The sequence below is a fragment of the Xanthomonas sp. SHU 199 genome (assembly GCF_000364665.1).
GTDB lineage: Bacteria > Pseudomonadota > Gammaproteobacteria > Xanthomonadales > Xanthomonadaceae > Xanthomonas_A > Xanthomonas_A sontii.
On record NZ_AQOI01000191.1, the window covers coordinates 1 to 13,346 of the forward strand.

Genomic DNA, 13,346 nt, shown 5'->3' on the forward strand with positions numbered 1-13,346 from the left:
AGCCTTAGCCCTTCTTGCCGCTCGGCCGCTTGCTGCGCACGTACAGCACCAGGGAATGCTCTTCCAGTTCGTAGCCGTGATCGGCGGCGATCTTGCGCTGCAATTCCTCGATCTCCGCGCTTTCGAACTCGATGATCTTGCCGGTGTCCACGTCCACCATGTGGTCGTGGTGGCCGCCGCGGTCCAGCTCATACACCGCCTGGCCGCCCTCGAAGTTGTGCTTGAGCACCAGCCCGGCCGCCTCGAACTGCGTCAGCACCCGGTACACGGTGGCCAGACCGATCTCGTCGCCGTGGTCCAGCAACTGCCGATAGATCTCCTCGGCGGTCATGTGGTGCCGCGCCGACTTCTGCTCCAGCAGCTCAAGGATGCGCATCCGGGGGTGCGTGACCTTCAGGCCGACTTTGCGCAGATCGTGGGATTCCATGGCGTCTCCGTTCATAGCTGGTTTATCGCCAGCTGCCTGGGAATGGGTCGCGGCGGTCGCCGGGAGTGTATCATCGACGTGATTTCATTCAGCCCTGTCCCCGATGCGCAATCTCCTGCTGGTCGCCGCTGTTGCCCTGTCCACCGCTGGCTGCGGCATCATTTACAAGCAGCCCATCTACCAGGGCAATCTGATCAAGCCGTCGGCCGTCGAACAGCTGAAGGTCGGACAGAGCAAGCAGCAGGTCAGCGCGCTGCTGGGCAGCCCCTCGATCCCGGATCCGTTCCATGCGCAGCGCTGGGACTACACCTCCACCGAGCGTGTCGATCGCGTTGGCCGTACCGAGATCAAGAACTTCGTCGTGTTCTTCGACAACGACATGGTTACCCGCTGGGAAGGCGATTATTTCCCGGACCAGGACGAAGAGCTGGCCAAGAACAGCGTGCGCCAGTTCGGCCGCAACCTGGCCAAGGACAAGAAGAAGCAGCGCCGCGGCGAATGAGCCGGCGGCCGCGTCGCGCCCCGCCGCTCAGCGCGGCTTGGCGCGGCGTCGCCTGGCGTCCTTCGGGTCGATCAGCAACGGCCTGAGCAGTTCCACCCGGTCGCCGTCCTGCAACAGCCGCGTCGGTGCGGCGACTTCGCCGTAGACCGCGCACGGCATCCCGGGCGTCGCTTCGGGCAAGGCAGCGGCGGCCAGCGCATCGGCGACGGTCGCGCCTTCCGGCAGCTCCAGCCGCTGCGACACGAAGCGCTCCGACCAGGCCAGCACCACCTCGACCTGCATGGCGGCTAGGCCTGTTCCCGGTCGGCCACGCGCACGAAGTCGTTGACCATGCGGTCGGCCAGGCTCTGGAAGCCCAGCGCCAGCGCCGGCCCCAGCAGGCGCGAGGCGGGTTCGAAGTCGAGCATCAGGCTGACCTTGCTGGCGTGCTCGTTGAAGCCCTGGAAGGTCCACTGCCCCTGCAGGCGCTTGAACGGACCGTCGCGCAGCTGCATATCGATGCGATCCGGGCGCTGCAGGCTGTTCTCGGTGGTGAACCAGGTGCGGAACGAGCCCAGCCCCAGGTCCAGCCGCGCCACCAGGACGCGGTCGTTCTGCTCGAGGATATGGGCCGCATCGCACCAGGCGAACCGGCGCGGATAGGCGGCGACGTCGTTGACCAGATCGAACATGCGCGTTGCGGCGTGTTCGACCAGAGCGCTGCGGCGGATGATAGGCATTCGGGACGGGAAGTGGGACCAAAACGTTCGGGAGGCCCCGAATCGGAGACAATAGCAAGATGAGCAAGAAACCCGTCAAGGATAAAGCAAACGGCGCGACGGCCAACAAGACCATCGCCCTGAACAAGCGCGCGCGCCACGAATACCACCTGGAGGACCGCTACGAGGCCGGCCTGGCCCTGCAGGGCTGGGAGGTGAAGTCGATCCGCGCCGGCCGCGCCAACATCGGCGAGAGCTATGCGTTCGTGCGCCAGGGCGAGCTGTTCCTGTTCGGCGCGCAGATCACCCCGTTGATCCAGGCCTCCACCCACGTGGTCGCCGACGACCGCCGCACACGCAAACTGCTGCTGCACCGGAATGAGATCGACAAGCTGATCGGCCGCGTCGAACGCGACGGCTACACCCTCGTACCCACCGCGATGTACTGGAGCAAGAACAAGATCAAGCTCGAGATCGCGCTGGCCAAGGGCAAGCAGGACCACGACAAGCGCAACGCGGCCAAGGACCGCGACTGGGCCCGCGACAAGCAGCGCATCATGCGCCGGCACAACAAGAATGCCTGAGTGGCGGGGATGATCAGCCATTCGGCTGCTGAAAAGCCTGGGATTCGGGATTGGGGATTCGCAACAGCGGATCTCCTGCCCTCCCCAGCTGCCCTGCACGCCTCGCCTTTCCCATGGGAGCGGCTTCAGCCGCGACACGGTGAAGCCGGGATTGGGGATTGGGGAGTCGCAACCGCAGCTCCCATTCCCACAAGCTCAGCCGCAAGTGCGACGCCACAACACCGTGGCACGGCAGCCGCAAGAGCGCACCGCGGTGCATGGATGCCCTTGTGGGAGCGGCTTCAGCCGCGACGCGGTGAAGTCGGAATCTCGACGTGATTCGGTCGCACCGGCCGCAGAAGACGCGCAGCCCGTTTCATGCCCTCATCCGGAAACATCGGCAGTCATCCGTTGCGGCGAAAGCAGATTCCGACATGAAAGGCGATGTGGCCTCCGAGCCTGTTTCGCCCCTCGATTGCCACCCATCCCCAATCCCGCCGTGACCGCGTCGCGGCTGAAGCCGCTCCCACACGGGAGACCGCGCTGCCCAGGGAAACGACGTTGCGAATCCCCAATTTCGAATCCCCGGCTTTTCAGCAGCCGAATGGCTGATCATCCCCGCCCCACTCACGTCCCGCCAAGCATCCGCATCAAACTCGGCAGCCCGCTGCCCTGCATGTAGCGATCGCGCTGCAGGTCCAGGCACTGCGCCAGCAGCAGTTGCTTGACCCGATCCGGGGCGCCGATGAACTCGCGGCGTACCGACAGGAACGCGGCGATCAGCCCGGACACATGCGCCGCGGCCATGCTGGTGCCGCTCATCTCCACCATCCAAGTACCGGAGTCCTCGACCACAAACCCGTGGTGCGCCGACAGGATCTTTTCGCCCGGCGCGACCAGATCCGGCTTGTAGCGGCCATCGGCGGTCGGGCCACGCGAAGAGAAGTACGAAATGCCGTAGCTGTGCGGGCTGCTCTTGTGCACCGAACCCACCGCCAGCGATTCCTCCAGGTTGGCCGGGTCGCCGATGCTCAGGTCCAGGTTAAGTGGGTAGGCCTCGCCGTCGCCCTGCATCAACCAGGCCAGGCCGTCGTTGCCGGCCGCGATCACCACCACCACGCCCTGGCGCCACAGCCGGCGCAACTCGTTGCACAGCGGGGTGAAGCCGCAGCCGTAGCTCTCGGCGTCGAAGTAGCCACCCAGGCTGAGGTTGACACCGTGCACCACCAGCTCGCCGGCGCGCTCGTTGAGCTCGGCCACCTGTTGCACGCCCTTGATGATCCAGGAGTCGCGGCCGTTGCCGTCGTCGTCCAGCACCTTCAGCCCGTACAGCCGCGCCAGCGGCGCCATGCCGGCGAACTGCAGCGGCGCTGTGGTCGGCACGCCCGGCAGCGGCGCCTCGCATTGCCCGGCGATGATGCCGGCCACGTGGGTGCCGTGGCCGTTGCCGTCGAGCGTGTCGAAGCCGGCCTCGCCCGGGCGCAACGCACGCGGGCGCCCGCGCTGGGTGCAGTCCCATTGGGCAAGCACGGTCGCCGGTTGCCCGGCGGTATGGAAATGCGGATGCGCCGCGGCGATGCCGCTGTCCAGCACCGCCCAGCCGATGCCGCTGCCGAGCGCGCGGTAGGCCACCTGTGCCGCGTCCACCTGGATCGTGCTGCGCGACTGGTAGATCAGCGCGCGCTTGCCCGCATTGCGCCACAGGCGTTTCAGATTGAGGTCGCGATAGCGCTCGCGCAGACTCTCGATCTCGAAACGTGTCAGCCGCGCCGACACGTAGCGCTGCATCGTGTCTTCCAGTTCGATCTGCGCATCCAGCGCCTCGCCGTGCAGGCCGGTGGAGGCCTCGGTCAGCGCACGCAACGCGGCGATCAACTCATGCTTGCGTTGCGCCGGATCGCCGGCGTCGGACAACCGCTCGAGTTCGATCAGCACCTCGTGGCGATAGTCCGGCGCACGCGCTTCCAACTGGTCGGACAGGTCCTTGATCAACACCGGGTGTGCGATCGGCTGATCGAAGCCTACCCCCACCGCGCGCCTCACCTCGGCGCGCACGTCGGGGATGGACAGGTAGCCGGCGGCCGAATGCGGGTTGTGCTGCCAATCCGGGTTGATCTTCGACCCGGCGATGTTGTGGAAGCGCCCGCCGGCATCGGCGATGTCGTCGCTGAGATCGGCGTCCAGGGCCACTGGGTCGCGCCGCTCGGCGACGTTGACCCAGCGCGACACGCACGGCGGGAACGGCAGCTTCGGCGTGCCGGTCCACTCCTTGAACATGCTGCGCACCACCGGCAACCCCAGCGGCGAGCCGAGCGTGAGCAGCAGCGACACCTCGCAGTCCTGCGGCTGCAGTTCGCGCAGCACGTCGTAGGCGATCAGCGAACCCTGGCTGTGCGCGACGATCACGAATGGGCCGCCGCCGGCGCGGATGCGCTGCAGCAGGCTGTCGCGCATCTGCTCACGTCGCGCCGGCACGAAGAAGAAATCGTGCACGTCCTGCAGCAGCGCCGCGGAGATCAGCTTGAGCAGCGCGCGGTTGAACACGTCGATCACGCCCTGCGCATGCACCTCGGCAGTCCCCGCCGCCGGTGGCGGCGCCGCCGTCTCCACCTCGTCTAGCAACTGGTGCAGCCGTGCGCGCTCGGCATCGCTGCCGGCCAGCGTGTCGGCCAGCTGGCGCAGATCGGCCAGTTGCGGCGCCACGCCGAGCGCGCTCAGCATGCGTTGCTCGGCCTGGTTCAATACCGGGCCGCGGTCCTGATCCTGACAATCGCCAGGCTCCGGCGACGGATAGCGTTCGCGATTGACCCAATAGGCCATGCGCGTGCGCTCGCCCATCGCGCGGCCGAACAGCGCGCGATCCCATTGGCAGCGCAACACCTCAGCCGGTGGTTTGTTGCCGATGCCATGGATGTAGACGACCGTGCGCGCCTGCCCCTGCGCCAGCGAGCCTTCGCCGGTTGCCTTGGGCCGCAGCGCGGTGCCCGCCGGTGGCGCGGCGGCGGGCATCGCCGAGGCAGGCCTGCTGGCGCCGGGAGCCGCGGCGTTGGATCTGGACGGTGCTGCCGGCCTTGCCGATGCAGGTGCCTTCGCGGATGAAGCTGCCGATGTCGGCGTCGTCGTCTTCGCCGCCTTGGCAGCCCGCGTACCACCCGCTGGCGTCTTGCGCGCTGTTGCTGTCGGCTTGGCGGCAGATCTCGCCGGCGCCTTGGCCGGCGCCTTGCCGGGGATGGACGTCGAGGACGTGACGGGTGCCTTGGGCGTACGCCCGCTGCTGCGGCCACGCGGCTGTCTGCTTGCCATTGCGCTGCTCCATGCCTGGGGGAATGCCTGGGGGACGGCGGCGTGACAGGGCCGGCGTCGCAGTGAAGCCAGCTTAAGCGCGGCCTGTCTCAAGACTTGTGACTGCCCTCCCCGATCCCTACACTGTGCAGGTCAGCGTTTGACGTTGTCCCCGGGGGTGCACTGGTTTCGACGGGGGTTGCAAAATCGCTTGGCGCATGCCGAGGGGGCAGCTTTCCTCGTAAATCCAGCCGCAAACTTATAGTTGCCAACGACGACAACTACGCACTGGCCGCTTAAGGCCTAGCCCCGAAATCGCTTGTGTCCGTGCTCGCGACGTAGGGTCATTATCACGGAATCGCCGGTGGTGGCTGCCTGTCAGCCATTGGCTAAATCAAGCAGGCTGGTCCCGGGATGCGCTTCGCACATCGTGCTGTTCCGGGGCGAGATCCAACGATGAGCTAAGCATGTAGTGCCGGGGATGGAGTGCCTTCGGACGGCGGTTCGATTCCGCCCACCTCCACCATTCAAACCCCTGATTTATCAGGGGTTTTTTATTATCTTGCAGATGGCAAATTGGGCTATACGTACCACTGTACGGATGTCCAGTTGAGCCATATTGCCCGTCCACTGTGAACAGAGCAAAGTGGCGACATGACCCAGCCTGCCCCCACCCCCGACCTTCAATATTTGGTGCCAGCAGCACTGGAAAGCGTCGCTACCATCGAAGGCTGCTACCCCGTTCTGGCGAAGATGGAGCTTTCCAACGACGAAAGGACGAACGTCGCGATCGCCCTGCTATACGGCTCCCTGGAACAGGCACGGTCGGCATGCTTCCTTGTCGCCCATGATGTCGGGCGAAGCATCTTCGGAGCATTGATCCTCCTACGCTCCCAAGTCGACCAGCTCATGCGGGCGGCGTTTTTCGCAGGGCCTGCGACGGCGGAAGAACTGTCGTTCTACTTGGGCGAAGACGAACTTCCGCGCCGGGACGGCAACAAGCTCGGACCGCGCTCCCTATCTCGAATCAATGAAGCGCATTTCGGATGGACGCCAGTGGGACGTATTCCGAATACGGTCGATAACTCTTGGGCTACGCTGAGCGGCATGACGCACGGCGGCCGCGCACTGCTGAACTATTACATTGGCGAAGACGGCATTGGCGCCTATCCGCCGAGCGACGAATTCGTGGAAGTCTTGACGAACGCCGTCGTACTGACGCACCTTGCAGTAGCAACCGCACTATCGCTTGCGCGAAATAGTGAAGCAGACGATTTGCAAACGGCGCTTCGAGCTTGGCATGGAGCCGGCAATGCGTACTTCTGCAAGTGGGCTTCTTCGAAGTTGGAAGAAAAAACCGCCCCCATAATGGGGGCGTTATAACTTGACCAGGCATAAAGGTCCGGAGGCATCAGCTTCCATCTCCGATAACCGCCACGCTGCCAACCGCTCCACTTCGCCTGCCATGAAGATAGCAACTTGAGACACAAGATCAGCCAGGCCTGCTGCAGCGCGGGAAAACAGCGATGGCACCCAGGGAAGCTCCGAACAAGCAGCCGATTCAAGCGGCGTGATCGGGTGCGGTTGATTGACTGAAAAATGGATGCACATATTTTCCCTCATCCAGTCCATTTCAGGTCGCAACCTGCGGAAATACCCCATCCTTTTCGGTCCGTGGACGTACCTTCCCGGTCATCGCCAGCAACTGCCTGCGGGCCATCCACAGGTTAGACAACGCAAACAGCACGTTCAACTGCGCATCGCTCTTGGCCAGCCCCCGATAGCGCGCCTTCCGGTGGCCGAACTGCCGCTTGATCATGATGACCTTGCCCACGGCGGGGACAACTCACCGCCCCTGACCGTACCAGCATGGCACCCGGGGCACCTCCACGCCGCCAGTCGTTGGTTCAAGTGGCGTTCGATTCGACCACGTACTCCTGAGCCTCGGTATCCCAAAGTCCATACTCCCAATCGCCACCGGCGGCGGAGGGTTCGACGTGGTCTGCCGGCACCCATTGTTTGACAGGCGGTTGTGTCGGATAGCGCGGAGCAGACTTCACCTGATACATCAGCTTGGAGTCCATCAAGGTAATGCCGATAACCTCGACTTCCGAGCCGAGCTGACCCTTCTCGCGCATGCACACCTTCGAGCTTGGCTTGAACACCTTGATATAGCGCGAGAAGTCCAGCCCTCCATTGGGCTGCTCCAGAACCGCGTATGCCGGTGCAAGCTCAGCGAACCAACCCTTGAAGGCATCGGCAGCCGCAATCTGTTCCGCGGGAAGCTCTTCCGCCTCCATGCCGCTGCGCAGGCGATCCAGCAACACGCCGAACTGAAGATACAGTCGCTCCGTCAATCGTAGGCTTCCGTAAGTCTGGTCGAAGATCGCGATGCAGTCGCTGGTGGTGCCGCCACCGTCCAAGGTGCGGACGGAAATGTTGGTCGCTGCGAAGCCGATATCTTGCAGCCCTATGCTGTGCTCGCGGCCAAAGATGGCTGCAAGCCGGGTTGCCAAATCATCCTTCAGCCCTTTCGCCTTGAACCAAGGCTGCTTGATCGAGATCAGCACACCCGTGGTCCTGAAGTTTCGGTTCCGTGACTTCAAGTTCGGATTTTTCTGACGCAGGTCTTTGTATGCCCGGTACTCGCCAGGTGGCGTTTCGGTGTAGCCCTCAACCTTCTCAGTGATCTGCATCGCGCACTCGGCAATAAAGCCCTGTTCACTCGCTATATAGTGATCCTCGATGATGTCAGCCGCCGTCAAGCCAGCATTGATCCATGTGGTGATACGTGGCGCCGTGCTCCGAGCGGGTGAGCCTGGCTTCACCTTGACGAAGGGTGGCCCGAAGGAGGTGGTATTCCAGGTAAGCACTTCGTAGGAGCGCCCCCGGTGCAGATAGGTTGCGCCGGGGTAGCACTCTCGCAAGGCTTGGAGTTGATTGACCTCTCCGAATGAGTCGGAGCCGTCGCCTTGCGCGATTCTGAAAGAAACCTCACCGACATTGCGCAACGGATAACTGCGTTGCGGAGTATCCCCACCCAATGCGGCGATCGGGTCGAACTCAGGCGGACGCAACCCGCCGGGCCGTGCCATCGCAAATATTTCCAGAAAGCCCGCCGGCCAACTCACCGACTGGGGCAGCGTGCCGGGGGCGCCCATCGCTTCCAGCTCATCGACCAGGCATCGGGCATGAGCGTATTGCATGAAGCGATTGTCGAGGTAGAGGTAGGAGTCTTCTACTGAGAGTTCGTGGTAGTCGCGAAACGAAGTGCCAAAGCCGCTGAAAGCTGTGGCACTGGCGACAACCACGAAAGCGCCGTCGCCCGCGCGACCCACGCGTCCAAGGCGCTGCCTGTATGATTTCCTACTGTTCGGAACCCCCACATTTATCCCGACTGCGAGATGAGGAAGGTCGATGCCCAACTCCAGCGCGGAGGTCGACACCACGCCTCGCAATGATCCATCGCGCAGCTTGTTCTCGATATCCGTTCGGTCGACCACGTCATAGCCGGCCCGATACGCCATCACGCTGCCGTCTCCAAGTAGCTCTTTGAGTGATCTCTCGCTGGCGCGTGCCAGGACTTCTACGCCCTTACGTGAATCGACAAAAGTGATGAAGGCGCCCTGCAGCGAGTGCTTAAGAAGCTCGACCTGCAGCGCTCGAGCGACATTCATCTCCTCACCCTGTGGTGCCTCCACATGGACACAGACGCGCTCACTCTGATTCGATCCATCGAGCTCCTGGCCCACAAGTTCGCAGTCGAATCCAGTCAGCGCCTTGAGCTGCTCGACGGGATTGGCGATGGTCGCTGTAGCAGCAATGAATCGAGGAGGGTTCTTCTCCGACGTGGCACCAGCCGCGAAAGCACGAGCGGCCAGAAGGCGGCGCAGCAGGAACGCGAAGTTGCTACCAAATACCCCCTCCATCGTGTGAGCCTCATCGAGCACGATCAGCTCCAGCTCACGCACGAAGCTGCGCACCGCCGGTACCGAGAGCCGCGACATCAGCCATGCGTGGCAGACATCGGGAGTCATCACCACGATGCGGGACCGCTCGAGAATCTCATCTCTCACCTTGATATCCACCGAGCCGTCGATGCGTCCTACGGTCTCGTGCCCCATACCCAATGCGGTCGCCATGGACTGCCAACCGCGCATCTGGTCGGCTGCAAGCGCCTTGAGGGGGTAGAACACCACCACTTTGGCGCTGTTCGACAGGCGTACTAAATGGAATGCAGCGGCTCTGAACACGGTGCTCTTGCCGGAAGCAGTGCCGGTGGCGATCACCACGTTCTGACCTTTTCCGAATGCCTCCAGCGCCATTGCCTGATGCCGCCACAGTTGGGCATTTGCGCCTCCCAGCGATTGGGCAAGGGTGTGCATCACACCGCTGGAGTTCAGGAATTCGGGAATAGGCAAATGGGCAGCGGGACGAGAGGGGAGAGTGAAACTCTCTCGAATTCGATAGTCGTTGGATGCAAGGATTTGTTTCAGCGTATGGATCATGCAAACTCACTCCGTGCGTGCAAAGTTCCGACTGAGCATGGTGGATGCGAGAGAAGCGGAGATCTGGTCGCACTTGAAAAAGCTGCGGGCGGCGGCGGTGCCTTCATCGCGAAATCTCGCGAGGCGGGACGACAGGCTTTCGGCATTGCCGAGATCCAATTCCAGTTGCAGGGCAGTTCCCGGAAGCGCGCCGTTGTGCAGATGCTTCACCGAGCGTGTCAATTCAACGGCGGCGGCCCCGCTCAGCAACACAAAGCTTCCACCCTCGCCACAGAGCCGGCTGGTCATGTATAGGCCGAATCCGGAATTTGCCCAAGGGTCATGTGCTGCCCTCGACTCAGGCAGAACCCCTTTACCAGACACGCCGGGCATCAAGGCCATCTGGATCGCGTCGCGGTCGGACTCGACCTCCAGGCGAGGGTTGGCCGCGAGCGTTTTCTTGAGACCGATGCCACGATCGACCAGGGCGATCTGGACACGGTTCTTGCTTGGCCAATACTGGCCGCAATAGCCAAAACTTGCGCTCTCGGAGTGTTCAATGACATTTCTGACCACCTCCCGCAATGCGTACTGGACGGTGTCAAATAGCGCGCCAGCATCTGTCTGCAACAGCAGCGCGGCTACACGCTTGCTCCAGTCATCGATAAACTCGCCCATCTCCGCGTAGGCATCGGCGGCCTGTTGGCGCAGGTGTTCGCAGTCGATGAAGTCGATCGGCAGGTAGGTGTCGCTACCAGCGGCCTCGCCGGGGGCTTTGCCGAACGGCATGCCGAAACGGCGAAAGAAACCCATATGGCCTGCGTAGCCGCAATGCTCATAGCCGGTGGCGCGAAAGCGCGCGCGAGGACGATTGTTGCGGAACCGGTCAATGGCGTCGGAAGCGACCAGCAAACCGAAGGGATCACCAAACGTCCAGTCGCCGAAGTTGAAGGCGTAGGTCTCGGCAGGCGGCAGCCCTCCAAGCTGCTCGCTTAGGGCCAGTGCTTCAAGCACGCCCAAGGTCTTCGGAAGTCTGATCTCAATGCTGTCACCCGTGCTGGCGGTCGGCTCGGTCATTGATTGCCCTCGAAGTGCGCCCAAGCGATTTGGTAGTCACGCGCAGCCTGCCTAACCCAGCGCCGAAGCATCCTTGGGCAAACAGCCAACTTTGCCCCTGATCGAATCGATCGCGACCCACTGCGAGTCGTGGTCCTTCTGCTGCTCCAACACAACTCTCACGGCCCGATACTGTACCCCCGGGGGGCTTCGAACTTCTCCTTGCTCCATCCTCAGTGATGGCACCTCCGGGAAAGTCCGGGCGGCTCAGTCTGCTTTCGGGCTAAAGATTATGGGGCGATGCGAAGGTCCGAAGATAGCCAATTCCCGCCGGTGGTGACCAGCCCCGCGGCCCGCTTACGGCTTCTACTGCGTCCAATTCCCCGCAGCATGTAACTCTTCCGCAGCTTTGTCGAGCGTTAGAACTGTTACGGGCCCGTTACGCGGGATGCGCCTGTAGCGAGTCGACCCAAATTATTGATTTTCATTGATTCTCATGACTACACGCCCCCCATTCCGGGCGCGCCCGTCAAGCGTGGCGCCTTCAGCGGGCTATGCCGGGTTGCAGGAAAGCCGGCCCATAAAGTGAGCAGGCGTTGCGGGGCGACGATTGCGCGCGCAGAGGGCATCGCTTAGCGCCGCGCGCGCATGCACGGAGACGTCGCCATTGCATGGCGGCCTCTTGGCGGGTGGTTGTGCATTCAGACACTACGGTGCTGGCATGGTCATGATTGATCAGCACCGGTGAGCCAGCACGAAATCCTGCGCGAGCCCCGCGGCGGCTACGGCTATGGGGACGATGATCTCAATGAAGGCGGCGATGATGATCCCCATGCCGCGATCTCAGCAGTTCAATGCCATAAGCAGCCTCGCGTAGCGATAACTATGGCGGTAGCGGTAAAAATCTAAATCAGCATAACTCTTACGCGGCAAGGCTTCCGAGCCATGAATCGGTAGAATCCATCACAAACGTCCGCGGGCGTGCAAACAACGCCGAAATACCGATCGAATCGAGGTTTCCGGCCCTTTTTTTGCCTGGGGCCGGGGCCGGCGATGCGCGTCGGCACGCGACAAGCGCCTGATCGCTAACGCCGGGTTCCAGGTGTGGACCGCCACCAGGCCGCTGGCGCGCTGTTACCGCATAGACACAGCCATCGCCAGCATGTCCCGCCTATAAACTACAAAAACGCACCGTGAGGTCTGACCCTGCGGATGCGCGAGGAAAAGTGGTCCAGCCGCGGATGCCTGCATCCTTGAAGCAGCCCCAAGCATCGCCCCGGCCGCACAGCTGGTAGGCGCATCATGCGTGGGCGACCGTTACGCCGGCGTCCTTGAGGCGTTGCGAAATGATGTCGGCGGCGTCGACGGCGTGCGACGAGAACCCCTTATCCATCCAGCGATCACCACGATCGCGTTACGGCGATGAGGGCGATTGCGCATTGCGGTAACGAACAGACATGCCCGTCACCACCAGCCTGTACGGTGAGGAGCCCTCCACGCTTCGGACATCCGCCATGCCATTGACCCAGGAACAACTGCGCATCCTGCAGGACATCCATGCCACCACCCCGGTCAGCGAAGCCGAGGCGACCTGGGCGGTGCGCGAGGACTACGCGGCGCAAGGCGAGGACGGCGATCTCGCGCTCAGCCAGAAGGGCCTGAATGCCATCGACGGCAGCGAAGCGTAACCCGCCTCCCGGCCGGCACGTCTTGCGGATCCCATCATGCCGGTGACGGTCGCGCTGCAGAGATAGCCCGTCAGGTCCGCGCTGCGTCCATCTGCACACGGCGCCGCTCCGACGCGACGACAGCACGTTTCGCCCTGCTAGCGCCCCCGCGTCGCCCGCCCCCTCATCCGGCGCTGCGCACCACCACCTCCCGCAGGGAGAGGATCAGGCGCGAGCGTCCTTGCATCAGCTCCGCCCTACATGCCGCCAGACAACGTTTGCCGCGTGACGCAGGTTGATCGGCGCGACGCCGATCCCTCCGCCACTGCGACGTCGTCGTGATGCCGTGCGTGTCGGCAATCCCGCTGCGTCGCGGTCAGCTTCGGGATATCGACCACAAAACAATCTCAGGCATGGAACTTGCCTCTGCCACCTCAACGCCTCTTCGCCAACCTGATGTCGCCATGCTCGTTGCCCGCCCTCGCCAGCCCGCCTGCAATGACCGTGCGCCGCTCCGGAGCCCAGCCCCGTGAGCGCCGGATTGACCCTGCGTCGGCACTTCCGGCTCGGCATCATCAAGACACTCGGTCCGTCCACGACCGGGGTGCTGCTGCTGTTCGCGGTCTATCAGATGGCGATCGGCGCGCCATGGACCGCGCTGGCA

10 protein-coding genes, 1 other RNA gene and 3 pseudogenes are annotated in these 13,346 nt (G+C 63.2%); 6 read left to right on the forward strand and 8 right to left on the reverse strand.

What is annotated here, in order from left to right:
* Positions 1-4 precede the first annotated feature (4 nt).
* Positions 5-427 (reverse strand): ferric iron uptake transcriptional regulator, encoded by a 423-nt coding sequence (fur, locus tag D183_RS0108005; RefSeq protein WP_026143876.1) that lies wholly within the window; start codon positions 425-427, stop codon positions 5-7.
* Between the two features lie 103 nt (positions 428-530).
* Between fur and D183_RS0108010 the strand changes: the two genes are divergently transcribed.
* Positions 531-929, forward strand: coding sequence for an outer membrane protein assembly factor BamE (locus D183_RS0108010; protein WP_017908545.1), 399 nt, complete (start codon positions 531-533; stop codon positions 927-929).
* Positions 930-956: 27 nt separating this feature from the next.
* Here the strand turns inward: D183_RS0108010 and D183_RS0108015 are convergent, their stop codons facing one another.
* Positions 957-1,211, reverse strand: coding sequence for an RnfH family protein (locus D183_RS0108015; RefSeq protein WP_017908546.1), 255 nt, complete (start codon positions 1,209-1,211; stop codon positions 957-959).
* Positions 1,212-1,216: 5 nt separating this feature from the next.
* Positions 1,217-1,648, reverse strand: coding sequence for a type II toxin-antitoxin system RatA family toxin (locus D183_RS0108020; RefSeq protein WP_026144297.1), 432 nt, complete (start codon positions 1,646-1,648; stop codon positions 1,217-1,219).
* Positions 1,649-1,707: 59 nt separating this feature from the next.
* Between D183_RS0108020 and smpB the strand changes: the two genes are divergently transcribed.
* On the forward strand, positions 1,708-2,211 hold the full coding sequence (smpB, locus tag D183_RS0108025) for an SsrA-binding protein SmpB (RefSeq protein WP_017908548.1): 504 nt from the start codon (positions 1,708-1,710) through the stop codon (positions 2,209-2,211).
* A 606-nt stretch (positions 2,212-2,817) separates the two neighbouring features.
* Here smpB and D183_RS0108030 read toward each other — a convergent pair.
* Positions 2,818-5,273, reverse strand: a pseudogene (locus D183_RS0108030) (S8 family serine peptidase).
* Here D183_RS0108030 and D183_RS27400 point away from each other — a divergent pair.
* From D183_RS27400 to D183_RS27405, 3 genes are all read left to right on the forward strand, one after another.
* Complete coding sequence (locus D183_RS27400; protein ID WP_157835191.1) at positions 5,237-5,539, forward strand: hypothetical protein; 303 nt, start codon at positions 5,237-5,239, stop codon at positions 5,537-5,539. The pseudogene D183_RS0108030 and the gene D183_RS27400 sit on opposite strands and share 37 nt — an antisense overlap.
* 107 nt (positions 5,540-5,646) lie before the next feature.
* Positions 5,647-5,998: a transfer-messenger RNA gene (gene ssrA, locus D183_RS26395) on the forward strand.
* 128 nt (positions 5,999-6,126) lie between these two features.
* Positions 6,127-6,855 (forward strand): hypothetical protein, encoded by a 729-nt coding sequence (locus D183_RS27405; protein WP_157835192.1) that lies wholly within the window; start codon positions 6,127-6,129, stop codon positions 6,853-6,855.
* A 250-nt stretch (positions 6,856-7,105) separates the two neighbouring features.
* Here D183_RS27405 and D183_RS24270 read toward each other — a convergent pair.
* The 4 genes and pseudogenes from D183_RS24270 to D183_RS27960 form a co-directional block, all read right to left on the reverse strand.
* A pseudogene (locus D183_RS24270) lies at positions 7,106-7,291 on the reverse strand (hypothetical protein); the annotation flags it as partial.
* An 88-nt stretch (positions 7,292-7,379) separates the two neighbouring features.
* A complete protein-coding gene (locus tag D183_RS0108045) occupies positions 7,380-9,980 on the reverse strand; it encodes a DEAD/DEAH box helicase (protein WP_081613302.1) in 2,601 nt (866 codons plus the stop codon).
* 6 nt (positions 9,981-9,986) lie between these two features.
* Positions 9,987-11,036, reverse strand: a complete 1,050-nt coding sequence (locus D183_RS0108050; protein ID WP_017908552.1) for a hypothetical protein — start codon at positions 11,034-11,036, stop codon at positions 9,987-9,989.
* A gap of 35 nt (positions 11,037-11,071) precedes the next feature.
* Positions 11,072-11,246, reverse strand: a pseudogene (locus D183_RS27960) (IS3-like element ISEc25 family transposase); the annotation flags it as partial.
* Between the two features lie 1,283 nt (positions 11,247-12,529).
* On the opposite strand from D183_RS27960, the gene D183_RS27755 reads away from it, so the two are divergent.
* Positions 12,530-12,703 (forward strand): hypothetical protein, encoded by a 174-nt coding sequence (locus tag D183_RS27755; RefSeq protein ID WP_088033133.1) that lies wholly within the window; start codon positions 12,530-12,532, stop codon positions 12,701-12,703.
* The last annotated feature ends 643 nt before the right edge of the window (positions 12,704-13,346 follow it).

Bases quoted from the DNA above. Each gene is read 5' to 3' on its own strand.
- D183_RS0108020 (WP_026144297.1), bottom strand. From the start codon at position 1,648: ATGCCTATCATCCGCCGCAGCGCTCTGGTCGAACACGCCGCAACGCGC.
- D183_RS0108010 (WP_017908545.1), top strand. From the start codon at position 531: ATGCGCAATCTCCTGCTGGTCGCCGCTGTTGCCCTGTCCACCGCTGGC.
- fur (WP_026143876.1), bottom strand. From the start codon at position 427: ATGGAATCCCACGATCTGCGCAAAGTCGGCCTGAAGGTCACGCACCCC.
- smpB (WP_017908548.1), top strand. From the start codon at position 1,708: ATGAGCAAGAAACCCGTCAAGGATAAAGCAAACGGCGCGACGGCCAAC.
- D183_RS0108015 (WP_017908546.1), bottom strand. From the start codon at position 1,211: ATGCAGGTCGAGGTGGTGCTGGCCTGGTCGGAGCGCTTCGTGTCGCAG.
- D183_RS0108050 (WP_017908552.1), bottom strand. From the start codon at position 11,036: ATGACCGAGCCGACCGCCAGCACGGGTGACAGCATTGAGATCAGACTT.
- D183_RS27405 (WP_157835192.1), top strand. From the start codon at position 6,127: ATGACCCAGCCTGCCCCCACCCCCGACCTTCAATATTTGGTGCCAGCA.
- D183_RS0108045 (WP_081613302.1), bottom strand. From the start codon at position 9,980: ATGATCCATACGCTGAAACAAATCCTTGCATCCAACGACTATCGAATT.
- D183_RS27755 (WP_088033133.1), top strand. From the start codon at position 12,530: ATGCCATTGACCCAGGAACAACTGCGCATCCTGCAGGACATCCATGCC.